Source organism: Flavobacterium sasangense DSM 21067 (assembly GCF_000686885.1).
Taxonomy (GTDB): Bacteria; Bacteroidota; Bacteroidia; order Flavobacteriales; family Flavobacteriaceae; genus Flavobacterium; species Flavobacterium sasangense.
This window is the reverse complement of the sequence record NZ_JMLU01000027.1, coordinates 1-23,459: the sequence shown is the minus strand read 5'-3', so window position 1 is coordinate 23,459 and position 23,459 is coordinate 1. Positions and strand designations below refer to the sequence as shown.

Here is a 23,459-nt window from a genome sequence, read left to right as displayed (position 1 = left end):
TTTTGAGCTTTGTTCCATTCGATTTACCAATAACTTCCTGCTAAAAAAGTTAATCGAATAAAAGTTAGTGTTTTGTTTTCTTCTAAATCTATTGTTTGTTTTAATGTTTCCAAAGCATCATCACCATAAAAAATGGCAAACATTCCATCTTCAAATGCTTGAATGGCTGTTTCTTGTGCCTTTTTTAAATCAGGAAGATTGTGATTGTAAATAGCACCAAAACTCATTTTTCCCGAATCTAAAAGAATAGGTAAATAATGATCGTTTGGTAAATGGGTTTTGTCTTCATCATCAACTTCAAAAGACGATTTTGAAAATTGATCTACTTGTTGCGCAACAACCAATTCTAATAATTGTGTTACTGTGACTACTGTGGATGTAGTAGCTAAAACTATAACATTATCCTGAAGTATCGGATGTTTTTTTCCTAATTGTTTGACTGAAATAGTGAGGTTCATATTCGATACACTAAGTTTTTATTGGTTCAACAAGATATGTTTTTTTTAGCAACTGTTTGTATTGTCATATTAAAAAAATATTATTTTTCCATGTATAATTCCTCTCTCATTTCCACCAAAACACCAATCAGTTTTTCACTATCTGGAGCTTCAGGTAAAGTTGAAGTCGTGTATAAATGCTCAATCGAAGCAATCAAATCATCTGCTTTTTGTAATAACGCATCGTATTCCATTTCGCCTGCTTTTATGGCTAACAATTCGTCACGATTGGAAACGCGAATATTCAATGTTCCAGTAGCTAAAATTTGTTCAGCGGTTTGTAGCAATCGTATGGTATGCATCATGTTTTTACTGTCATAATTTTTGCCGTGTTGTTGGTTGGTATTGTAACGCTCTTCATTGCGTTTTTCAATCCAATCCCAATATTCGGCATATTCTTTACAATATTTGGAATACCCTTCTAAATTGCACGACAAATACCCAATAGGTTCAGCTCCTTTTGGAATGGAAGAAACCGAAACTTCATTAGACAATTCATTTTTAATGATGCCACGATAACCTAAAGTTGTATCGGAATCATAAAACACAGCATAAATTCCTTTGGCATTGGGAACATTGATTAAGCCACATTGTTCCTGAAAAAGGTTTTGTTCCATTAACCATTTAGATAACGGAACCGAATCATAACCCTTTAAAATAGCACAAAAATCTAATAAACTCTTGCGCTCTTTGGGTAATGGATTCACGATTTTCTTATTTAAACCACGGGCTTTTTTAATTTGTGTCATGGCATAACCAGCAAAACTATCTTTGCACAATTTTGATAAGAAATCTTGCAATTGCAAACGGGCCATTAACGGATGTTTGTACAAAATACAATCTTGTGGCGAGGCTAATATTTCTAATATATTGGGATTATTTTTTAACAGCAACTCCACAAAACGACCCAACTCATAATACACTTCATCATTGGTCTCATTACTAATTTGCGGAATATAATGCAACCCATAAAACTGCGCTTTAGGCAAATAATAAACGCCTTTAATATCCGTATCAGAAGTGGGTGTGTTTAACCCAAACGACTTACTCCCCGAAATAACTTCGAAGAGGATAAGGTTTTGGGATTTGAGGTCTTGGATGGTCATGTTTAATCAATTGTTCTTTTACCCCATTCTTCAATATTCTTATCCACAAATTTTTCCAATCCTTCTATTTCAAAATAGTCATAATTAAAATTATAACCCGATTTATCTAAATTATCAATATTTGTGAAAAGATAATCTAAATATTGATACTTAAATTTTCTTGATAATTCTAAACCTTCTGCAATTTTAGATTGACAATCATCACTCTGAACTTCTTTTAGATATAAACAGTAATAATATAAAGCTTCTAAGTAAAAGTATTTTATGTGAAACAAATTATCCAAAGCTTCTTCAAAATGCTTCTTTTTTTCTTCATTTATATCGCAATTAAAGGCAAACATCAATTCTTTCAATCCTTTTGTATAAGGATTTGTAACAACTAGTTTTCTAATTGATTTGAATGTTGTTTTTTTTAATTTAGATAAAGTATATGTACACTGCATAATTTGTAGATGTTCCTCCATAAATAATGAATCTATATATTTTTCCAATTCATAAATTTCCAAATTATTACTTCTAAGTTTACTTTCAAAATAATAAAACATATCATTTGACAATTGGGCATCAGGAATTCCCAAATAATAAAAATCGCATGATAAATTATACTTATAAAGATCGTTTTTAATTAATGATTTTATATAACTTAATGTAAACCCCTCCATACTATGAATACTTGAAATAACTCTTTGCCAATTAAATTCATTAGGAGTTTTATTTTGCAAATAATTTTTTTCCATTTCATCAACAGAAAATAAATTAGACATCTCTTTATAAGATTTATCGAACTCTTGATGGTAAAAGCTCTTTCTTAGATTAATAGAATTAATTATTTTCTCTGCATCATTAATTTCTACAAAAAAATCAATCAATTTTAATGTTTTAGTCCTAAATTCATTTATTTGCTTAACATTATTTATATAACCACTTATATTATAGATATATTTTAAAAGTTTTTGTTTTTTATTTACTAAATCATTTTTATTAATTTCAATATCTGATGCATAATCTAAAACTTTTATGAAATTATTTTTATAATGACTGAATGATTTTAATGCCTCAGATTCGGATTTTTTGATCAAAATAACTTCAATTATTGTAAATAAATAGCTATTAAAATTAAATGCATCTAAACAATATTTATTTTTATACTCCTTTCTTTTCTGAAATTGATATTCAGCAAATCGTCTAATAATCGGCTGTAACTGAAGAGTACCATTATAATTCTCTATTAGAGATTTGTTTTCTAATCTTCTTAATTCTGTATCACTGATATTGTTTGAAGATTTAGTTTTTTCAAAACATTTTTTAAAATTATTTAAACTTATTCCATCCGGAAATAAGTTTAATAGTTCAAATGCAATTTTCTCTTTTGGAGTTAATCCTGAATACGAGTAATTAATTGATTGAAAAATTGATTTCGCTCTTTCAATATTTAAATCCGCGCTATTCTTAAAAACATCAGTATATTCTTCATTAATACATTCAAAAAAATGTTCTTTTATTTGATCTCTCAATTCAGAAATATGTTTATATGGTGTTCGAGAAGTAGTTACTAATTTTATTGCTAACGGATTTCTATCTAATAATTCTTCTAAAATATCATTTCTTAATATTTTGAGTTCTTCTTTTTCAATGATTTTTTTTGGATAAAATTTCTGAAATAAAACAATTGCATCGTCTGTTATCATTGGGGTAAGTGTAAAAACATCCTCAAAATTATCATTACATATTTTTTCTCTGGATGTGATTGAAATATTGGCATAATCAGAAGAAAATTTTAAGATATCAACAACTTTATCAAAATCCAATTCAGTCAAATTATTTACAACAGTTTCAAAATTATCTAAAATAATTAATAAGTCTATCTTGTTATTACTGTAATTCTGAATTAAATACTCTTTAAAATCAATTATATTAGTTAAATTAAAACCATCTATTAATAATTCTTCAAAATCGTCATACGCTTTGATACTTTCACAAGATTTAAAATTCACACCCTGTTTATAATATCCCCTATTATAAAGTTCATATGCTATTTTTTTTATTAATGTGGTTTTTCCTAATCCTCCTGAAGCTTTAATGTTTAGAATTCTATTTGTGCTCTTAATGCTTATAAGTCTATTGGTAATATTTATTTGCTCTTCTACTCTTCCTATAACCTCATCTAGACATTTTTTGCCTATATCTAAATCTCTATTATTTCCATATATTGAACATTTTGTTGGAATTCCTTTTTCTAACTCAATATCTTTCCATATTAATTTATTTGACTTAATATTTAAATCATCAAATTCAAATTTTTTACTTTTTATTTTAAACAAGAACCTTTTGAGAATTTCATTTTTAAAACATGATATATTAATTATTGAATAATTAATATCAATATTAATCTTTTCATTTGTGATTAATAATATTGGTATATCATAGTTAGGTATATTATCACATATTTCTTCAATACTTAATAAATTACTTTTTAAATTATCGTCTTCTACATAAATTTTTTCTTTATAAACTTTTGATACAATTATTAGTAAATCATAATCTTCAATTTGATGTAATGTTTTTTTATTTAATGTCCCCATTAAAAACTCTGCATTAATGCCATTGACATGGTTTATTACATTCTTAATTTCAGAGTTTAAATCTATATCTATTGGATTAGGGGATAGAAAAGCTATTTTCTTTAAAATTGATTTTTTTTCAACTGTTTCATCGATTTGTAAATTTACAGGTAAATCAGTTAATACATCGTTCTTTAATTTTAATAAATCATCTATTATAAAATTAGTTTCGTAATAATTATCAATCTTGATTGGTTCTAAAAATTTATAATCTTTAAATTTTTCAGGCTCAGAGGTAATAATAAAATGTTTATTAAATCCCCCAAATACCTTATCTAATTTAGAAAAAATCATATTTATATCTGGATCACTAAAACTGAATCCCATAAATAAGAAAGTATATTCTGAAAATAAAAATTTTAATTTTTCAGGAGCAGCTTGATCATTTTCTTCAAAATATAGCTTTTCATAATCATCTCTAAAAACGACACAATTATCAGGTTCAGTATAACTACCGTGAAGTTTTAAAATAAAAGGCTTATCATCTTTATTTACTTGATTTATATTATACTTAGAAGTTGGATTTGTAGGTAATATTTTACTATTTGAAGCTAACTCAAAAGCATTATCATAATTTGTTGTAATTACTTTATTATTAGTTAATTCTAATAATTTTTTATGCAAGGAAAAATCTTGATTTAAATCTATTGCAAAGTTCTCTTTGATATACGAACGTATCTCTTTTTCATCATTCTTTAAAAATTCCAAAACATCAATAGCTGACATAGTATCACCATTTTTAAGAAGTTCTATAAATGGGTTTAAGTTAGGTTTATCAATTAATTTAATAGTTTCAATTACCATTTTATTCCAATCAGGAAGTCCAAAATTTCTTGACAAACCAGAACCAGCAAATAATATTAATTTGTTGTTTTTAATAATGTTCTCTAATTTCATATTTGTAATCGTTATTTAATAATTTTACTAAAAACCCCATCCAATTCCTCACTCATCTTCTTCCCACTTCTTAACCCTACAGCATTTTCCATATTAAATTGCACCGTTTCTTGCAAAAAAGTCGTAATTAGTTCTTCTTTTGGGTGCAAGTAGCTTTCGTCTTGGTTGGCTTTTATTTGCATTAATTCTTTTACTTTTTCTTGTATGTTTTGTGGTGCAATAGGCAACAATTCCAAAAAAGCTACTGGTGGGAAAGTGTTGTTTTCTATTATCCATTTTCCAGCTAATGCCGTGCGTAAAGCATAAAAATAGCTTTTCAGTTTTACTTCTTCTTGCTCACAAACGTCCATAAAATTCTTGGTTGTTCCCAAATAATGGTGCAAACAAGCCACTGGCGAAAAACAGTCTTTTGCTAACGCGCGCATTTGGTTCATAAACGCTTCATTTTCATAATACACCACTGGCGAATAAATCCATTCTAGCAAAGGTGCGTTACTTTTAGCTAATAATTTTACGGTTTTCCGTAAATCCCAACCACTGCCGTCTAAATCGTCTTCGGTCATGAACTCAATTACATCGGTTTGCTCCCACAACGACAAATAATAATCCAAATCATGCTTGTAGATAAAACGGATGTCATAATCGCTATCCGGCGACGCAAATCCCCATGCTCTACTCCCTGATTCTACTGCATACAAGATCTCAACTCCTTTTTCGAGTTCGATTTGTTTGAGTTTGTTTTGTATTTTATCGTTCATAATTAGGTACTTATCAAATGTAATAAAAAAATCGTTTTATCTTTAGTTTTTGTAAGAATTTTATCGAATTAAAAATCTCCATAAAAAACTTGAAAACAAGGTAATCCTAGTTCTTTTCGCCACATATCTACTACTTGGTTGCGGTCGTCTAACACAAATTCTATGAAATAGTTGTCTTTTATTTGTTCGTTATAAATCTCGGTTTTAATGATGGCATCTTTTCTAAAGTCTTTCGTTTTTCGCATGATGAGTGCATCAAAAGCAATGGCATGTTTTTCCAAAAACAACAAGGTTTGCGGTTTAAACTGCTCTTCTCTTCCCGAAACCAAAAGGATTTGATAGCCTAACTTTTTATAGTTTCGCAACAGATTTCCAACAGGTTCATTTAGCGTGTCATGTTCACAACGTGCTGCATCAAAAGGGTTTCGTCCATTCATCAGCGCTAATGTTCCATCCAAATCACAGATAATCGCTTTTGGCAAATCAGTATTTTGTTGGGTGTATTTTGGTTCGTCTTTTATGATTCGTTTTTTCATGATTTATTTCTTTGACACAAATATAGTTTTAGAACTACGCAATTATTTTGCGTACTAAAAAAAGAATTGTATTTTTGAGTAAATTCTGACGATTAAAGTTCATAAAACATTATAAAAATTTTTAAAATTTATTCAATCTGTGTTCAAAAAAAATCCGTCATCATTAGCGCTCTGCCTAGGCGGACCCGTTTCATCCGCGTGCCAAAAACCTGAAACTTAAATTTTTAAACATATAAGTCATATAAGGATAAACAAAGTTTAGATTATGCTGATTAAAGTTCATAAAAGATTATAAAGTTTTTTAAAATTTATTAAATCTGTGTTCGAAAAAAAAATCCGTCACCATCAGCGCTCCGCCTAGGCAGACCCGTTTCATCCGCGTGCCAAAAACCTGAAACCTGAAACAAAAAAAATGGCTCAAAATAAAAACGCTCTCATCCGCTACAAAACCATCGACAAATGTTTGCAAAACAACTACCGTCAATGGACATTAGAAGATTTAATGAACGCTTGTAGCGAAGCTTTATACGAATACGAAGGCAAGGAAAACCCCGTAAGCAAACGCACCATTCAATTAGATATTCAGATGATGCGTAGCGAAAAGTTGGGTTACAATGCGCCCATTGAAGTCTATGATAAAAAGTATTACCATTATGCCGATGAAGATTTCTCCATAACCGATATTCCTTTAACCGAAACGGATATTAATGTCCTAAGTGAAACGGTTTCCATGTTGAAGCAATTCAAAGATTTTTCGCTTTTCAACGATGTTTCAGATATTCTCCAACGATTAGAAGATAAAATTTATGCCGAGAAATCACACACCCAACCCGTTATTCATTTGGATAAAAACGAGAGTTTAAAAGGCTTGCATTTTTTGGACGAAATCTATCAAGCCATAGTTAAAAAAATAGTTTTAGTAATCACTTATAAGTCATTCAAATCCAAAGAAGAACAACAATTTCATTTTCATCCCTTTATCCTGAAAGAATTCAACAATCGTTGGTTTATTATTGGGCGAAAAAAAGCTAGTCAACCCATCACAAATTTAGCATTAGATCGAATCATTAAGATTGATTACGATTTTCAAATGCCCTTTTTGGAGCAATCTTTCGATGCTGAAAAATATTATAAAAATGTAATTGGCGTAACTGTAAATTCAGGTTTACAACCTAAACCCATTCAACTTTGGATAGACCAATACAATGCACCTTATGTTTTAACCAAACCGCTTCATCGCTCCCAACGATTGCTAAAAGAAAACGAAGACGGAAGTATTATCATCAACCTATTTCTAATTGAAAACTACGAAATGGAACGCATTCTTTTAGGCTTCGGAGACGGCTTAGAAGTCCTAAAACCCGAACGTTTGCGATTACGAATGAAAAGTATTTTAGAGAAATCATTAAAACGCTATGATGAAAACACAAATATTCAAATTAGCTAAACTTTAATATCTTTTTGTATTTCCTTCTACCTTTGTTCCTATGTTGTTCGTATAAGCACCCCTTTTTACGAAGCGCATAGGAACAACATACGAACAAACTACGAACAAAACCCCTATAATTTGAGGTTGCACCCTTCATTTGGCAACAAAAGGTGTCAAAACCTGTCAAAACCCGTCAAAACCCGTCAAAAGCTATCAAATCGTTCTATTCAACCCTTTAATTTTTATCAGTTTAAGTATGCCGAGTGTATGAGGAGTGTATGCGTTAAGTATGGTTAGTGTATGCCAGAAGTATGGATACAGTATAGATACAGTATAGATACAGTATGGATAGTGTATGCAAAGAGAATTTTTTTCATTAGTTCTCGATACATTTTGGTTTTGTAAATCTAAGGCTTTCCAAATCCAAAACACTCGAAGTGACGGTAGAGGAAATATGGAATTAAAAAACGTTAAGCTAAGAGCTTAAAAACTATATAAACGAAACCTCTCAGTCGTCATTTCGAGTAATTTTTGAAAGGAAAAATGCTAATTTTTGCTTTTAAAAATTGTATCGAGAACTATAGAACCAAAAAAAAGACACCCGAAAGTGTCTTTTAATAATTTATGATGAATGAATTAATAAGCCAAAAGCTCTTTTAATTCTGTTTCAAATCTACCTTTTGGTAAATATTGATCTTCCAACGTCTTCATGAATGGAATCGCTGATTCTAAACTTCCTACTCTTCTTACTGGAGCGTCTAAGTATTCGAAACAGTTTTCCATAATCATAGCAGAAATATCGCTTGCTACACCACCAAACAAAGTATCTTCTTGTAAAATGATTACTTTATTAGTTTTCTTAACTGAAGCGTAAATTGCATCCCAATCCATTGGTTGTAAAGTTCTTAAATCTAATAAGTCTGCTTTGATTTCTGGATTTTTAGCCAAAGTTTCTAAAGCCCAATGAACGCCTGCTCCAAATGAAATAATCGTAACATCTGTTCCTTCTTTAATTAACGAAGCTTTTCCGAAAGGTAATGTGTAATAATCTTTTGGCACATCTTGATACACACTTCTGTACAATTGCTTGTGTTCGAAGAATAATACTGGATTTGGATCGTTAATTGCGGTATTCAATAAACCTTTTGCGTCATAAGGAAATGCTGGATACACTACTTTCAATCCTGGAGTTTTGGTAAACCAAGCTTCGTTAGTTTGTGAGTGGAAAGGTCCTGCTTGAGTACCACCACCGCAAGGCATACGCACCACCACATCCGACTTTTCTTGCCATCTGTAATGTTGCTTTGCTAATAAGTTTACGATTGGGTTAAATCCGGTTGAAACGAAATCCGCAAATTGCATTTCCATTACCGCTTTAAATCCGTTTATGGATAATCCGTTAGCCGCTGAAACTACAGCGCTTTCACAGATTGGTGTATTTCTAACTCTTTCTTTTCCAAATTGCGCTACAAATCCGTCCGTAATTTTGAAAGCACCACCATATTCGGCGATATCTTGTCCCATGATTACCAAATTCTCATGGCGTTCCATCGACTGACGTAAACCATTCGAAATCGCATCAATCACACGAATATTTTCTACTTCAGAAGATGGATTGAATGCTTCAAATTCGTACGGTTTGTAAACATCTCCTAATTCTTCTTCCAAAGAAGCTACAATTTCTGGCTCTTCTTGAACTTTTGCCCAATCCCTATCAATTTCTTTCTTAATTTCAGCTCTGATAGCCTCATCATCTTCATCTGATAAAACTGCCGTAGCTTTTAAGTAATTTCTATAATTTTCAACTGGGTCTTTCACTGCCCACATGTCCATTAATTCTTGCGGAACATACTTCGTACCACTCGCCTCTTCATGTCCACGCATTCTAAACGTTTTGAACTCTAACAACACTGGACGCGGATTTTCAACCATAGAAGCTTTTAATTCCGAAATCAAATGCACTACTTCTAATAAGTTATTTCCATCTACAATGTGGCTTTCCATTCCGTAACCAACCCCTTTATCAGCAAGGTTTTCGCAACGGTATTGCTCATTGGTTGGAGTTGATAATCCGTAACCGTTATTTTCAATCACAAATAAAACAGGTAATTCCCAAACAGCAGCAATATTCAACGCTTCGTGAAAATCGCCTTCTGAAGTTGCACCTTCACCTGTAAATACAGCGGTTACTTTTCCGTTCTTTCTTAGTTTATTGGCTAAAGCAATTCCGTCTGCAATTCCTAATTGAGGACCTAAATGCGAAATCATACCAATAATTTTATATTCTTGCGTTCCAAAGTGGAAACTTCTGTCGCGTCCTTTTGTAAATCCGTTTTTCTTTCCCTGCCATTGCGAAAATAAGCGGTGTAAAGGAATATCACGAGTTGTAAATACTCCTAAATTACGGTGCATTGGTAAAATATATTCATCTTTATCCAAAACAGAAGTTATCCCCACAGAAATAGCTTCTTGCCCAATTCCAGAGAACCATTTCGATACTTTTCCTTGACGGATTAGAATCAACATTTTCTCTTCAATCAAACGCGGTTTTAAGATTTTCTTGTATAAATCAAGTAGTTGCGAATTCGATAAATCTTTTCTTTCAAAGTTCATGATGATGGAACAATTAAATTTTGCTCAAAAGTAATAAAAATAACATTTTGAAAGCGAATTGTTATAAAAAAAGAAAGTTAAAAAATCAAAGTCAAGAGCAAGTTCAAATTCAAGTTCAAATTTTAACGTAAAGAGCACTAAGAATTAATTTCAAGTTTTGTAAAACCAGTTCAAGCTATATTTCCACTATTCCCTTATCCCTTTTTACTTTTCCCTTTTTCCTTTTTACTTTAACCCAATTGTTAATAACTTTACTTTTTTGAATTTAAAATATTTAATTATATTTGTATTTACTTGGGTTATAACCCAAATGATTTATTAACAACAAAGCTTAAGTATGCAACAAATTCCTAGTGTTGACTTACGTGATTTCCTGTCGGATGATCCGGCACGTAAACAAAAATTTGTAAATGAAATCGGAAAAGCCTACGAAGAAATCGGCTTCGTAGCATTAAAAGGTCATTTTTTAGATGACAAATTAGTAGAGGGATTGTATTCAGAAGTGAGAAACTTCTTTTCACTTCCTTTAGAAATCAAAGCTAAATACGAAATTCCAGGCATTGGCGGACAACGTGGTTATGTTTCTTTTGGTAAAGAACATGCAAAAGGTCGCTCTGCTGGAGATTTGAAAGAGTTTTGGCATTTTGGACAATACGTTAGCGAAGGTTCAAAGTACGCTGGCGAATATCCAGATAACGTGGAAGTAACAGAATTACCTAAATTCAATGAAGTAGGTAAAGAAGCGTACCAAATGTTAGAAAAAACTGGTGTTTATGTGTTAAGAGCTTTAGCACTTTACATCGGATTAGACGAATTCTACTTTGATAAATACATCAAAGACGGAAACAGTATTTTACGTCCAATCCACTACCCACCTATTACTGACGAGCCTAAAGATGGAGCCGTTCGTGCAGCAGCTCATGGTGACATTAACTTGATTACCTTATTAATGGGAGCTCAAGGAAAAGGATTACAAGTACAAAATCACAACGGAGAATGGATTGATGCCATGGCACAACCAGACGAGTTGATGATTAACGTAGGTGATATGTTATCAAGACACACCAACAACAAGTTGAAATCAACGATTCACCAAGTGGTAAATCCACCAAGAGAATTATGGGGTTCATCTCGCTATTCAATTCCTTTCTTCATGCACCCTGTAAGCGATATGAGTTTAAATTGCTTACCAGAATGTATCGATGAAAACAATCCAAAATTATATGAAGACATCACCGCTGGTGAATTCTTACATGAACGTTTGGTTGAATTAGGATTGATTAAGAAATAAAGGAAATCACATTCCAAATAAATAAAATTCCAAATTCCAAGTAACATTGGGGTTTGGTTTTTTGTTTAAAGATTGAAAATACATACACGCCATATTAGCACGCGGATGAAACGGATTTACTTCGTAAAACGCAGATTAAAACAGATATAAACCATAAAAAAAGAATATATGCACTTATTACATCAAGATTTAACATCGTTAATTTTAAAGACTTTTTACGAAGTTTACAATGAATTAGGCTTTGGTTTTCTTGAAAAAGTTTATCAAAATGCCTTATTGATTGAGTTAAGAAAAAAAGGACTTGAAGCAACTCCGAATAAAAAAATTAAAGTTTTTTACAAAGGGTAAAACGTAGGTGACTATTATGCTGATGTAATTGTAAACGACACAATCGTATTAGAATTAAAAGCTGCCGATTATATTGTTGAAGAGTTTGAAAATCAATTGCTCAATTACTTAAAAGGAACTGATTGCGAAATTGGTTTACTATTAAATTTTGGAAAAAAACCTGAATTCAGAAGAAAAATTTACGAAAACAAAAGAAAGAATAGAAAAAATCAGTTTTAATTCGCGCTTCGCTTTAGCGAATCCGTTTTATCCGCGTGCTAAAATATGGACTTACAAGAACAACTAAAAAAACTATTTCCTAACCACGAAGTTTCTAACGAACCAGAAGCTATCGAGGATACACCTCACGAATTATTCGTTCAAAAAGAACCTATGATTTGTAAATATGAGAAGCGCAAAGGAAAACCTACCACGATTATTTCAGGATATGAAGGTGAAGACGAAGATTTTAAAATCTTAGCGAAGGAAATCAAAAGCAAATTAGCAGTTGGTGGCACGTTTAAAGATGGAGAAATCATCATTCAAGGTGATTATCGTGATAAAATCATGAAAATATTACAAGATAAAGGATTCAAAACAAAACGAGTTGGAGGTTAAGAAAGCACCAAACACTTTTAAACTTTTAAACTCATAAACTTATAAACATAAAATGATTGCAGCATCAGAATTAATATTAAATCCAGACGGAAGTGTATATCACATCAATTTAAAACCTGGACAAATCGCTAACGATATTATCTTCGTTGGGGATCAAAACCGTGTTGAGAAAATTACAAAACACTTTGACTCCATTGAGTTTACGACTCAAAAACGCGAATTTAAAACGCAAACTGGAACGTATAAAGGCAAAAGAATTACCGTTATGTCTTCTGGAATTGGTCCAGATAACATCGATATCGTAATGAACGAATTAGACGCTTTGGTAAACGTAGATTTAGAAACTAGAACCGTTAAAAAAGAATTGACTTCTTTAAACATTGTTCGTATCGGAACTTCGGGTTCTTTACAAGCCGATATTCCTTGTGATAGTTTTGTAATGAGTCAATATGGTTTAGGTTTGGATAACATGCTTCGCTCCTATTTAATTGATGAGATTTCGGAAACCGAAATGGAAGAAGCGTTTATCGCTCAAACCAATTGGGATATGAGAAAAGGCCGTCCGTATGTAATTGCAGGAAGTAAAACCTTAGAAAAACGTTTAGAAAGCGATAAAATCTTCAAAGGATTCACAGGAACAGCAGGTGGATTTTACGGTCCACAAGGTCGTGTAGTACGTTTAGGAATTCAAGATCCAGAATTAAATTCTAAAATGGATAGTTTCAATTTCAACGGAACACGAATGACGAATTTAGAAATGGAAACTGGAGCAATTTATGGTTTAGGAAAACTATTAGGTCACAACTGTTTATCGTTAAATGCCATCATTGCTAATCGTGCAACTGGAACTTTCAGTGAAGACCCTTACAAAGCTGTAGATGAATTAATTGAATATACTTTAAATAAGTTAGCAGAGTAGTTAAAACTTCAATATTCGTTGTTCAAAATTGACTATTTCAAGTTTAAACGTTGAATATCGAATAACGAATTTTGAATGATGAAATTATAAAATGAATTTAATTCTAGAAACACCCAGATTAATCCTAAGAGAAATGCGTCACGAAGATGCAAATGCTCTATTTGAAATGGATTGCAATCCTAATGTTCACAAATATCTATGGCAAAAACCCGTTGTAAATATTGATGAAGTTCATGCTTACATTGATATGGTTAGACAGCAATACATGGATAATGGAATCGGACGTTTTGTTGCTATCACAAAAGATACGAATGAACTTATAGGTTGGACAGGAATTAAATTCGTAAACGATCATGTAGAAAACGGAAACACTAATTTCTATGATTACGGCTATCGTTTAAATGAAAAATTTTGGAACAAAGGTTTCGCTACGGAAGCTTCAAACGCTTGGCTAGACTATGGCTTTAACCAAATGAATATTCAAGAAATGAATGCTTACACCCATGCCCAAAACGGTGCTTCTAATCATGTGTTGCAAAAAGTAGGTTTCCATTTTATGGAAGATTATCCTGATGAAAATGGCGTAACTTGGAAATGGTGGCAGTTAAAGAAATTAGAGTTTAGAAATCAGAATTTAGAATTATGAAAACAATCAAAATAGCTGGAGTTCCAGAACATTTTAACTTACCTTGGCACATGAGTATCGAAGATGGTGAATTTGAAGCCGTTGGAATCGATTTACAATGGACCGATGTTCCGGAAGGGACAGGAAAAATGTGTCAAATGTTGCGCGATGGTGAAACTGATATTGCTGTAATTCTTACTGAAGGCATCATCAAAGACATCGCTGCTGGAAATCCGAGTAAGATTGTGCAAGTTTATGTGCAAAGTCCATTAATTTGGGGAATTCATTTGGCTGCTAATTCTAATTATAAAACACTTTCGGATTTAGAACATAAAAAAGTAGCGATTTCTCGCATGGGTTCTGGTTCACATTTGATGAGTATTGTGAATGCGCAAAATCAAAATTGGAACACTGAAAACTTGCAATTTGAAATCGTAAACACCATTGATGGCGCGGTTGAAAGCTTAACTTCAGGAAAAGCAGATTACTTCATGTGGGAGCGTTTTATGACGCAACCATTAGTAGATAAAGGAATTTTCAGAAGAATTGCGGATTGCCCTACTCCTTGGCCTTGTTTTGTAATCGCGGTTAGAAATGAAGTTTTGGAAAATCATCCAAAAGTAATCGACCAAATTTTAGACATCATCAATACCACAACAGAAGAATTCAAAATGATTCCGAGTATTGACAGAACCTTAGCTTCTAAATACAATCAAAATGTAGAAGCGATTCAAGAATGGTTAAAATTAACACGTTGGTCGCAAAAACAAATGACAGCTCCAACTCTAGATAAAATAATGGAACAACTTTTGAAGCTTCAAATTATCGATAAAAAACTACCAAAAGAGTCGATACTTAAATAATTCCGTATTTTTATCGTTTTAAACGAAATGACAATTAAAATCCCAACTATCGCCGAACTCAAAGAAAAGCTTTCTTTACCGAAGCCGTGGGATAGTGTTGTCATTTTTTTGTTGAATATCTTAATTGCTATTCCACTTTTTTTAATTGCACATCAAAATTTAATCGATTTAGAATGGTCACTGCATTTGGATAGAATTATCATATTCATCCTTATTCTTGTAGCCATTCAACTTGTTCTTCGATTGGTAAAAACCATCATTATTCTGATTGTTTTCCTATACTTAATTGCTTTGTTGTACGGCACTTTGTTCGGGAATTATGGTTTTAATCGGGTTTTTGAAGATTATCGTTATATGGTATATTCTATGAGCGAAACACCAAATCCGCAAGACATTATTGTAGCCAAATTGCTCCCCTTTCCAAACAAATCGAAAATTATCAATGCGGTTGATTTCTCTAATCCAAAAGTTCGAAATTTTGCTTTATTCGCAACCACACAACATTTCCGAGAAATCAAACAAACGGGTGAAACCAGAAGAATGATTCAATGTTTTGCTGTTTTTAAAGAAATTAGAAACCGTTGGAATTACGTAAACGATCCAAAAGGAAGAGAATATATTGCATATGCCTCTGAAAGTTTGCAACACTTTTCGGGTGACTGTGATGACCACGCTATTTTGATGGCAGCCTGTATTAAAGCAATTGGCGGAACACCTAGAATTATTCATACTGGAGGTCATTTATATCCTGAAATGTTGATTGGCAATAAGAACGATTTAGAAACCGCCATTTACTTGATTAAAGAGGTGCTTTTTAAACAAGAAAGTCACCACCAACAAATTCATTATCATATTGATGAAAGAGGTCAAATTTGGTTAAATTTAGACTACACCGCAACCTATCCTGGTGGTAAATTTATGAGCGAAGAAATTCTTGGTGAGCTGACTTTTAATTGATAAAATTTTCTATATTTACAAAAATATTAACCTTACACATGAAAAGAATTAGCTGTTTATTGGGACTGTTTCTGTCGTTAAGTACTTTCGCTCAATCCTATGAGAGCAAAGCTACTGACACAATTACATCTCCTATATTTTCCAAAAAAAACGAAATAAAAGTAGATGTATTAAACTTAATTGGTAATGGAAGATTAGGAATATCTTATGAACGATTTCTAAATAAAGATTTTTCAGTTGGTATTACGGGATTGGCTTTTAACAAATCAAATAAAAAAGAAGACTTTCTTAAAGATGATACTCGAACGATGATTGAATATCAAGTAATTCCTTATGTTCGCTATGCGATGTCTAAAAGTGCTACAAATTTGTACTACTTAGAAGCTTTCTCAAATATAAATGGAGGTCAATATAAAGAGCTAAAAACATTAAATAATGGTACGGCTGATTATGTTGTGGTAACTAAAAAAGATTACAACGATATTGCTTTAGGAGCAGCCGTTGGATACAAGTTATACTTTAAAGAGAGTTTTGTTATCGATTTAACAGTAGGAATTGGAAAAAATTTATTCAATAGTGATAGCCCTTCAACTGTATCTCGTTTAGGTCTTAACTTAGGTTATCGTTTTTAAAATAAAATACAATGAAAAAATACATACACTATCTAACTATAGCTATCATCACGTTATTATTTACAGGTTGTACCGAAAGTGATGATGAATTTTTTGCAACAAAAGCGGTTACTGTTAACAATAAAATCGAAGTCAGTGCTTCTGGCAATGTTTTAAATGTTAGTTGCAACTTTGACAGAATTCTAAATTATGGTTCTGATGCTCCTCTAGATTTGTTTTTAACAACAACTTCAAGAGCATTCTTTTTTAATTATTCAATGCAAAAAAGAAACGCTTCAGGAACTTGGGAAAACTATATTCCAACTACTATTACCGCTACAAAAGGAGATAATTTCGTAGGAAGCTATATTTCAGGTATTCAACAATTAGATGCTTTAGATACTACTTACGAATATGATACTGATATTACCCTAGCTCCAGGACAATATAAAGTTCTAGTTGAACCAAGAATAGTTTCTTTAGATTCTCAAGATGTAGTAACCGTAATAATTAATACTACTACAGTTGGAGCTACAAATAATATTTTAGAGTTTACAGTGAATTAAATTTATCTAAATGGAAGTTACTTGTAAAAATTGCAATCAAATTTACGCGGGAAACTTTTGTAACAATTGTGGACAATCGGCTGATACACATAAATTAAATCTACATTTTATTTTGCATGACATACAACACGCTTTTTTTCATTTTGATAAAGGAGTTTTATTCACGGCTAAAGAATTATTTACTCGACCTGGAGATTCTATAAGAGAATTTATTGAAGGAAAACGAGTAAAACATTTCAAGCCTATTTCTTTAGTAATTATTTTAGCTACTTTATATGGTGTTTTACGCCATTTATTTCATTTCAGTATTTTAGACAAAAAAGCAGTTTCAGAAATTCAAAGTGTGGAATATGAAAGCTTAAACGAATGGATTTCACATCATTATTATTGGATAATATTATTATCTATTCCAATGTTTTCAATAGCTTCTTATATAGTTTTTAGAAAACAAGGATATAATTTTATAGAGCATATTGTTTTGAATACTTATATGGCTTCCCAACGTTTAATCCTTAGAATTGCTATATTTCCAATTACTAAACATTTTACAGAAACCAATTACAACAAGTTATTTGTAAATATTTTAATGTTATTGGATATCGTTTTGATTTTTTGGAGCTACATCACTTTTTTTAATAATTTATCAAGAATTAAATCCTTTTTATATTCACTCTACAGCTATTTATTGTTTTTAACAATTTTCTTTATTTTATTATTGTTGAGTGTTTTAATTTTTGATATTCATGTGGGGTAATTTATTAACTATTTTAAAGTTGAGATTATTTTGAATATTTATTTCTTACCAATGAATCTCACTCTTCCCTTTCTCTCTCAAATACGCATTCGTCAATTTAAAATGATTATTTCCAAACCACATGCCTCTGTTAGCGCTTAAAGGTGACGGATGGCCGCTTTCTAAAACTAAATGTTTTTCTCTATCGATAAGTTTCCCTTTTTTCTGAGCAAAACTGCCCCATAATAAAAACACCACATTTTCTGATTTTTGATTTATCACATCAATTACGGCATCGGTAAAAACGTTCCATTTCAAATGTTTGTGGCTGTTGGCTTCGTCTTTTCTTACCGTTAAACCTGCGTTTAATAACAAAACACCTTGCTTTGCCCAACGCTCTAAATTACCCGATGTTGGAAAAAGAATTCTATCGTACTCCGAATTAATTTCTGTAAAAATATTTTTCAACGAAGGCGGAATAGCAACTCCATCATTTACCGAAAAGCACAAACCATTCGCCTCACCTGTTCCATGATAAGGATCTTGTCCAATAATCACCACTTTCGTATCTTGAAAATCAAATTGCTCAAAAGCAGAAAAAATCAATTCTTTTGGCGGAAAACAAGTCGTTGTGGCGTATTCTTGTTCCACTTGTTGTATCAATTCTACAAAATACGGTTTCTGAAATTCAGGCGCTAATAAGGTTTTCCAACTCTGATTTTTGATAAACATTTTATAATTTTTACCAAAAATATAAATTTCTGTTGCAATATGGATTTATTACTTTGTAACTTTGACCTAACAGAAAAAGAAAAATGATTTCGATTACAGAAAAAACGCTACAAGATTTAGAATTTAACACGGTTTTAGAAACCATCGCTGGTCGCTGCAACACCGATATTGGTGAGGCAAAAGCCATGGCGATAACGCCGTTCAAAAACAAAGAAGAATTGCTTATTAACTTAAAGCAAACTTCTGAATATTTATCTTCGTTTTCCAACAATAACGCCATTCCGAATCACGGATTTGAGAACATCAACTACGAACTAAAATTCTTAGCTATCGAAGATAGTTTCCTAGAAGTAGGCAGCTTTAAAAAAATTGCCAACCTTTCTGAAACGGCGATTACGTTGATTCAATTTTTAAAGAAGTTCGAAGATTACTATCCCAATTTATACCAAAAAGCTTCTCAAATTGACATTGTAAAATTGATTATCCAACGTATCGACGAAGTGGTAGATAAGTTTGGAATCATAAAAGATAATGCTTCTCCAGATTTAGTAGATATTCGTCGAAATATTAATGTAGTTCGAGGAAAAATTAACCAAAGTTTTGGAATGGCTTTGAGCCAATATAATTCACTTGGTTATTTAGATGACATTAAAGAAACTGTGGTTGAAAATCGCCGAGTTTTAGCGGTTTTAGCGATGTATCGCAGAAAAGTAAAAGGTTCGATTTTAGGAAGTTCTAAAACAGGAAGCATCGCTTACATCGAACCCGAAGCAGCGCAACGATACTCGCGTGAGTTAAATAATTTGGAATACGAAGAGCGTGAAGAAATCATGCGTATTTTAAAACGTTTAACCAATGAAATTCGTCCGTTTACCGAAACTATTGCTGCTTATCAAGACTTTTTAAGTGATATTGATGTGATTGCCGCAAAAGCGAAATATGCCTATAAAATCAATGGAATTCTTCCGAACATTATCGAAGAGAAACGTTTGTTTTTCAGAGAAGCCTTCCATCCTATTTTATATTTGAACAACAAGGAAAAGAAAGCCGTTACCTATCCACAAACTATCGAATTACATAATGAAAGTCGCATTATTGTGATTTCAGGTCCAAATGCTGGAGGAAAAACGATTTCATTAAAAACGGTAGGATTACTGCAATTGATGTTGCAAAGTGGGATATTAATTCCGGTTCACGAACGTAGTGAAACGTTTTTATTCGATAGAATTTTAACGGATATTGGTGATAATCAATCTATTGAAAATCATTTAAGTACGTACAGTTACCGATTGAAGAACATGAACTACTTTTTAAAGAAATGTAACGCTAAAACCTTGTTCTTAATTGATGAATTTGGAACCGGTTCTGATCCTGAATTAGGTGGTGCTTTAGCAGAAACTTTCTTGGAAGAATTCTATGCTCGTGAAGCTTTCGGAATTATAACTACACATTACAGCAATTTAAAAATATTAGCTAATGAATTGCCTTACGCGTCGAATGCTAACATGATGTTCGATGAAAAATCATTAGAACCTATGTACAAATTGATTTTAGGTCAAGCCGGAAGTTCGTTTACTTTTGAAGTAGCACAAAAAAATGGTATTCCGTACGGATTAATCAATCGTGCTAAAAAGAAAATTGAAGGCGGAAAAGTTCGTTTCGACAAAACCATTGCAACTCTTCAAAAAGAACGCTCTAAATTAGAAAAAACGTCTTTAACATTAAAAGAAGAAGAAACGAAAGCGCGTGAAGAAAGCAAAAAAATGGAAACCATCAATGCGAAAATTCAAGAGAAATTAGAGCGTTATCAAGAATTGTACGATGCTAACCAACGTTTGATTTACATTGGTCAGAAAATTGATGATATTTCGGAAAGTTACTTCAATAACAAAGACAAAAAAACTTTAATTGGTGAGTTTTTGAAAATGGTTGAAATCGAAAATTCAAAACGTAGAAAACTTTCGGTTAAAGAAAAGAAAGTAAAAGAAGTTATCCAGAAAAAAGTAGAAGAAGAAGTAAAAGTCAAGGTAGAGGAAATTCGAGTAGTTAAAAAAGAAAAGAAAATCAAAGCCAAAATTGAAGAAGAAAACAAACCTAAAGTTGTACTAAAAGTTGGTGACCGAGTTCGAATGAAAGACGGAAAAGCCATTGGAACTATTGATGCTATCGAAAAATCAAAAGCAACTGTGAACTATGGAATTTTCACTTCAAAAGTAAATTTAGACCAATTGGAATACGTGCAACCGGCTTAATTTACAAAGAGTATCACAGAGTTTTTTGATTAATTTTGTGTTAACTAGAGCTACACAGAGACGTTTCACTTTAATCATTAAATCATTTAGCGCTCTTTGCGAAAAACTTTTTCACTTTGCGTTAAAATTTGAACTTGACATTGAATTTGAACTTGATATTGATATATGGAAATACAAGACTTACCACAAGATAAAAAGATAATATTATTTGATGGTGTTTGCAACCTTTGCAACTCATCCGTTCAATATGTTATTAAGCATGATAAAAAAGATGTTTTTCGGTTTGTTTCGCTTCAATCAGAATTGGGCCAAAAAATTTTAAAACATATTGGAATTAATCCTATTCATACGGATAATATCGTGTTGTATGAACCTGGAATTTCCTATTATTACAAATCAACAGCTGCTTTGCAAATTGCAAAAGGATTGAGTGGTATTTTTACTTTAGCAACTGTTTTTACGATATTACCAACAGGATTAAGAGATTTCGTTTACGATTATGTAGCAAAAAATCGATACAAATGGTATGGTAAAAAAGACGCTTGTATGATTCCAACCCCCGAATTAAGAGCTAAGTTTTTAGAATAAGTTACATGATAATTATCAGGTAATAAACAATTGTTAAATTATATCTTTGCTTAAATTCTAACCTTTGTAACTATGACAAATTTATTATTACCACTTTATTCGCATAGCAACGGAACTTTCATCATGATTATTGTTTTTGCGCTTGTATGTCTTGGCTTAGTAGGCGCAGTAATGCTAATGATGAATAGTGATAGAAAGAAAAAAAACGACCAATAATTTGGTCGTTTTTCGTTATGAATAAATTTTATTTTGTAAAAAATAATCGGCAATAACTAAAGCAGCCATAGCTTCCACAATAGGAACGGCTCTTGGTACCACACATGGATCGTGACGCCCTTTTCCTTGTTGTTCAATAATTTCACCTTGATTGGTTAATACTTCTTGTTTTTGAATTAATGTTGCAACAGGTTTAAAAGCAACTCGAAAGTAAATATCCATTCCATTTGAAATTCCACCTTGAATTCCTCCTGAAAGATTACTTTTAGTAGTTCCGTCTGGATTGTATGAATCGTTGTGTTCGCTTCCTTTCATTTTAGCACCACAAAATCCGCTTCCAAATTCAAAGCCTTTTACCGCATTTATAGACAACATCGCTTTTCCTAATTCGGCATGTAATTTATCAAAAACAGGTTCGCCTAAACCAATTGGTATATTTTGAATTACACATGTTATAGTTCCGCCCACAGTATCGCCTTGTTTTTTAATTTCTTTAATATAGGCAATCATTTTTTCAGCAGAAACAGCATCTGGACAACGAACCTCATTGCTTTCAATTTTTGAAAAATCTAAATCTTGATAAGGTTTATCAATGAAAATTTCGCCTACAGATGAAACAAAAGCGTTTATTTTAATTTTAGCAATAATTTGCTTTGCAATGGCACCACCTACTACTCTGCTTGCTGTTTCGCGAGCCGAACTTCTTCCTCCACCACGATAATCACGAATACCATATTTTTGTTCGTATACATAATCGGCATGACTTGGTCGGTACGAGTCTTTTATATGCGAATAATCATCTGACTTTTGATTGGTATTTGGAATAATAAAACCTATTGAAGTTCCTGTCGTTTTGCCTTCGAAAATTCCAGATAAAAATTGTACTTCATCTTCTTCTTTTCTTTGGGTAACAATAGAAGATTGACCTGGTTTTCTTCGTTGCATTTCAGCTTGAATAAAATCAAAATCTAATGTTAAACCAGCAGGACATCCATCTAAAATTCCACCTAAAGCCTCTCCATGAGATTCGCCAAAAGTGGTTAGTTTTAATAATTTTCCAAAAGTATTTCCCGCCATAACTTATATTAATCTGAATTTAATTTTTATTGATTAACAAATGTAATGATAATTTAAAAATTGTAGTTATAAAATAGGATTCTAAATTTTGGATTACTTATTCTTATGATATAAAATATTGAAATCGTAATTATCTAATTGTTCTTCAGTAAAATCACATTATGATATCTCTAAGTCTTAAAATCACAAAGTCCAAAAAAATAGATTATTTAGTTGAATCAAACTAATTTGGTATAGAATTTGTAAAAAATTAGCTATATTTGTAAAAAACATTTTATATGAAGAAACCCGTTGGGTGAAATTAAATTAATTGATTTTTGATTTTATTTATTGGTCTATCAAAGATAAATTTATTGATATATTGAACTAGAGTTAATGCTGTTATTTTGGCTAGAATTCGAGTTTTAAATCCCTCAAAAGTTTTAGCATAATTTCTTCTAATTAAAAATTGGTCACACAGTTGCGAGAATAAAGTTTCAATTCTTTTTCTTGCTTTTCTGAAAACATACGGCTGTGGTTTATAATTCACTTGATTCATTCTTTTTGGCGTTTCCAATTTAATATTTGCTGATTGGAATAAATCGAGTTGTATACTATCAGACAGATATCCTCGGTCTCCAAGTAGCA

Annotated in this window: 21 protein-coding genes and 1 pseudogene; 13 read left to right on the top strand and 9 right to left on the bottom strand. The window is 31.7% G+C overall.

The features are described from left to right. Window positions 1–23 precede the first annotated feature (23 nt). From BP92_RS16790 to BP92_RS16200, 5 genes are all read right to left on the bottom strand, one after another. The gene (locus BP92_RS16790; RefSeq protein WP_051604461.1) at window positions 24–458 is read right to left on the bottom strand and encodes a hypothetical protein; all 435 of its coding nucleotides are present in this window, start codon (window positions 456–458) and stop codon (window positions 24–26) included. Between the two features lie 80 nt (window positions 459–538). After that, window positions 539–1,603 carry a nucleotidyltransferase domain-containing protein gene (locus tag BP92_RS0111385; RefSeq protein ID WP_026726178.1) on the bottom strand — a complete coding sequence of 355 codons (1,065 nt, stop codon included), beginning with the start codon at window positions 1,601–1,603 and terminating at the stop codon, window positions 539–541. Window positions 1,604–1,605: 2 nt separating this feature from the next. After that, on the bottom strand, window positions 1,606–5,121 hold the full coding sequence (locus BP92_RS0111380; RefSeq protein WP_026726177.1) for an SIR2 family protein: 3,516 nt from the start codon (window positions 5,119–5,121) through the stop codon (window positions 1,606–1,608). A gap of 11 nt (window positions 5,122–5,132) precedes the next feature. Next, a complete protein-coding gene (locus BP92_RS0111375; RefSeq protein WP_026726176.1) occupies window positions 5,133–5,879 on the bottom strand; it encodes a nucleotidyltransferase domain-containing protein in 747 nt (248 codons plus the stop codon). Window positions 5,880–5,947: 68 nt separating this feature from the next. Then, entirely contained in the window at window positions 5,948–6,415 is a 468-nt protein-coding gene (locus BP92_RS16200; RefSeq protein ID WP_051604460.1) for a phosphatase domain-containing protein, read from the bottom strand. Between the two features lie 412 nt (window positions 6,416–6,827). Here BP92_RS16200 and BP92_RS0111365 point away from each other — a divergent pair, with 412 nt between their 5' ends. Beyond that, a complete protein-coding gene (locus BP92_RS0111365) occupies window positions 6,828–7,862 on the top strand; it encodes a helix-turn-helix transcriptional regulator (RefSeq protein ID WP_026726175.1) in 1,035 nt (344 codons plus the stop codon). Window positions 7,863–8,480: 618 nt separating this feature from the next. Here BP92_RS0111365 and BP92_RS0111360 read toward each other — a convergent pair. Continuing rightward, window positions 8,481–10,457 (bottom strand): alpha-ketoacid dehydrogenase subunit alpha/beta, encoded by a 1,977-nt coding sequence (locus tag BP92_RS0111360; protein WP_026726174.1) that lies wholly within the window; start codon window positions 10,455–10,457, stop codon window positions 8,481–8,483. Between the two features lie 337 nt (window positions 10,458–10,794). On the opposite strand from BP92_RS0111360, the gene BP92_RS0111350 reads away from it, so the two are divergent. The 10 genes and pseudogenes from BP92_RS0111350 to BP92_RS16190 all read left to right on the top strand — a co-directional run bounded on the left by BP92_RS0111350 (window position 10,795) and on the right by BP92_RS16190 (window position 17,988). Continuing rightward, on the top strand, window positions 10,795–11,748 hold the full coding sequence (locus tag BP92_RS0111350; RefSeq protein ID WP_026726173.1) for an isopenicillin N synthase family dioxygenase: 954 nt from the start codon (window positions 10,795–10,797) through the stop codon (window positions 11,746–11,748). 168 nt (window positions 11,749–11,916) lie between these two features. Further along, window positions 11,917–12,315: pseudogene (locus BP92_RS16195) on the top strand (GxxExxY protein). A 45-nt stretch (window positions 12,316–12,360) separates the two neighbouring features. Beyond that, window positions 12,361–12,693: a translation initiation factor gene (locus BP92_RS0111340; RefSeq protein WP_026726172.1), complete on the top strand. Its 333-nt coding sequence runs from the start codon at window positions 12,361–12,363 to the stop codon at window positions 12,691–12,693. Between the two features lie 52 nt (window positions 12,694–12,745). Then, on the top strand, window positions 12,746–13,612 hold the full coding sequence (locus tag BP92_RS0111335) for a nucleoside phosphorylase (protein ID WP_026726171.1): 867 nt from the start codon (window positions 12,746–12,748) through the stop codon (window positions 13,610–13,612). Window positions 13,613–13,703: 91 nt separating this feature from the next. Beyond that, on the top strand, window positions 13,704–14,258 hold the full coding sequence (locus BP92_RS0111330; RefSeq protein ID WP_026726170.1) for a GNAT family N-acetyltransferase: 555 nt from the start codon (window positions 13,704–13,706) through the stop codon (window positions 14,256–14,258). Next, window positions 14,255–15,100, top strand: a complete 846-nt coding sequence (locus tag BP92_RS0111325) for a substrate-binding domain-containing protein (protein ID WP_026726169.1) — start codon at window positions 14,255–14,257, stop codon at window positions 15,098–15,100. Before BP92_RS0111330 ends, BP92_RS0111325 begins: the two co-directional genes overlap by 4 nt. 27 nt (window positions 15,101–15,127) lie before the next feature. Continuing rightward, window positions 15,128–16,057: a transglutaminase domain-containing protein gene (locus BP92_RS0111320; protein ID WP_051604459.1), complete on the top strand. Its 930-nt coding sequence runs from the start codon at window positions 15,128–15,130 to the stop codon at window positions 16,055–16,057. A 38-nt stretch (window positions 16,058–16,095) separates the two neighbouring features. After that, window positions 16,096–16,689, top strand: a complete 594-nt coding sequence (locus tag BP92_RS0111315; protein ID WP_026726167.1) for a hypothetical protein — start codon at window positions 16,096–16,098, stop codon at window positions 16,687–16,689. A gap of 11 nt (window positions 16,690–16,700) precedes the next feature. Next, the gene (locus BP92_RS0111310) at window positions 16,701–17,234 is read left to right on the top strand and encodes a hypothetical protein (RefSeq protein WP_026726166.1); all 534 of its coding nucleotides are present in this window, start codon (window positions 16,701–16,703) and stop codon (window positions 17,232–17,234) included. A gap of 10 nt (window positions 17,235–17,244) precedes the next feature. Further along, on the top strand, window positions 17,245–17,988 hold the full coding sequence (locus BP92_RS16190) for a DUF3667 domain-containing protein (RefSeq protein WP_051604458.1): 744 nt from the start codon (window positions 17,245–17,247) through the stop codon (window positions 17,986–17,988). 45 nt (window positions 17,989–18,033) lie between these two features. Here BP92_RS16190 and ung read toward each other — a convergent pair whose 3' ends face one another. Continuing rightward, the gene (gene ung / locus BP92_RS0111300; protein WP_026726165.1) at window positions 18,034–18,699 is read right to left on the bottom strand and encodes a uracil-DNA glycosylase; all 666 of its coding nucleotides are present in this window, start codon (window positions 18,697–18,699) and stop codon (window positions 18,034–18,036) included. An 83-nt stretch (window positions 18,700–18,782) separates the two neighbouring features. On the opposite strand from ung, the gene BP92_RS0111295 reads away from it, so the two are divergent. Both BP92_RS0111295 and BP92_RS0111290 read left to right on the top strand, forming a co-directional pair. Further along, window positions 18,783–20,951, top strand: a complete 2,169-nt coding sequence (locus BP92_RS0111295; RefSeq protein ID WP_026726164.1) for an endonuclease MutS2 — start codon at window positions 18,783–18,785, stop codon at window positions 20,949–20,951. 165 nt (window positions 20,952–21,116) lie between these two features. Further along, window positions 21,117–21,539, top strand: coding sequence for a thiol-disulfide oxidoreductase DCC family protein (locus BP92_RS0111290; protein ID WP_084329738.1), 423 nt, complete (start codon window positions 21,117–21,119; stop codon window positions 21,537–21,539). A gap of 231 nt (window positions 21,540–21,770) precedes the next feature. Here BP92_RS0111290 and aroC read toward each other — a convergent pair whose 3' ends face one another. Next, complete coding sequence (aroC, locus tag BP92_RS0111280) at window positions 21,771–22,832, bottom strand: chorismate synthase (RefSeq protein ID WP_026726162.1); 1,062 nt, start codon at window positions 22,830–22,832, stop codon at window positions 21,771–21,773. Window positions 22,833–23,133: 301 nt separating this feature from the next. After that, window positions 23,134–23,459, bottom strand: a 326-nt coding sequence (locus BP92_RS0111275; RefSeq protein ID WP_026725113.1) for a transposase, incomplete at its 5' end; no start/stop codon positions are given.

What these genes read in the sequence shown, in the direction of transcription:
- BP92_RS16790 (WP_051604461.1), bottom strand. Translation starts at nt 458, where the DNA reads ATGAACCTCACTATTTCAGTCAAACAATTAGGAAAAAAACATCCGATA.
- BP92_RS0111385 (WP_026726178.1), bottom strand. Translation starts at nt 1,603, where the DNA reads ATGACCATCCAAGACCTCAAATCCCAAAACCTTATCCTCTTCGAAGTT.
- BP92_RS0111380 (WP_026726177.1), bottom strand. Translation starts at nt 5,121, where the DNA reads ATGAAATTAGAGAACATTATTAAAAACAACAAATTAATATTATTTGCT.
- BP92_RS0111375 (WP_026726176.1), bottom strand. Translation starts at nt 5,879, where the DNA reads ATGAACGATAAAATACAAAACAAACTCAAACAAATCGAACTCGAAAAA.
- BP92_RS16200 (WP_051604460.1), bottom strand. Translation starts at nt 6,415, where the DNA reads ATGAAAAAACGAATCATAAAAGACGAACCAAAATACACCCAACAAAAT.
- BP92_RS0111365 (WP_026726175.1), top strand. Translation starts at nt 6,828, where the DNA reads ATGGCTCAAAATAAAAACGCTCTCATCCGCTACAAAACCATCGACAAA.
- BP92_RS0111360 (WP_026726174.1), bottom strand. Translation starts at nt 10,457, where the DNA reads ATGAACTTTGAAAGAAAAGATTTATCGAATTCGCAACTACTTGATTTA.
- BP92_RS0111350 (WP_026726173.1), top strand. Translation starts at nt 10,795, where the DNA reads ATGCAACAAATTCCTAGTGTTGACTTACGTGATTTCCTGTCGGATGAT.
- BP92_RS0111340 (WP_026726172.1), top strand. Translation starts at nt 12,361, where the DNA reads ATGGACTTACAAGAACAACTAAAAAAACTATTTCCTAACCACGAAGTT.
- BP92_RS0111335 (WP_026726171.1), top strand. Translation starts at nt 12,746, where the DNA reads ATGATTGCAGCATCAGAATTAATATTAAATCCAGACGGAAGTGTATAT.
- BP92_RS0111330 (WP_026726170.1), top strand. Translation starts at nt 13,704, where the DNA reads ATGAATTTAATTCTAGAAACACCCAGATTAATCCTAAGAGAAATGCGT.
- BP92_RS0111325 (WP_026726169.1), top strand. Translation starts at nt 14,255, where the DNA reads ATGAAAACAATCAAAATAGCTGGAGTTCCAGAACATTTTAACTTACCT.
- BP92_RS0111320 (WP_051604459.1), top strand. Translation starts at nt 15,128, where the DNA reads ATGACAATTAAAATCCCAACTATCGCCGAACTCAAAGAAAAGCTTTCT.
- BP92_RS0111315 (WP_026726167.1), top strand. Translation starts at nt 16,096, where the DNA reads ATGAAAAGAATTAGCTGTTTATTGGGACTGTTTCTGTCGTTAAGTACT.
- BP92_RS0111310 (WP_026726166.1), top strand. Translation starts at nt 16,701, where the DNA reads ATGAAAAAATACATACACTATCTAACTATAGCTATCATCACGTTATTA.
- BP92_RS16190 (WP_051604458.1), top strand. Translation starts at nt 17,245, where the DNA reads ATGGAAGTTACTTGTAAAAATTGCAATCAAATTTACGCGGGAAACTTT.
- ung (WP_026726165.1), bottom strand. Translation starts at nt 18,699, where the DNA reads ATGTTTATCAAAAATCAGAGTTGGAAAACCTTATTAGCGCCTGAATTT.
- BP92_RS0111295 (WP_026726164.1), top strand. Translation starts at nt 18,783, where the DNA reads ATGATTTCGATTACAGAAAAAACGCTACAAGATTTAGAATTTAACACG.
- BP92_RS0111290 (WP_084329738.1), top strand. Translation starts at nt 21,117, where the DNA reads ATGGAAATACAAGACTTACCACAAGATAAAAAGATAATATTATTTGAT.
- aroC (WP_026726162.1), bottom strand. Translation starts at nt 22,832, where the DNA reads ATGGCGGGAAATACTTTTGGAAAATTATTAAAACTAACCACTTTTGGC.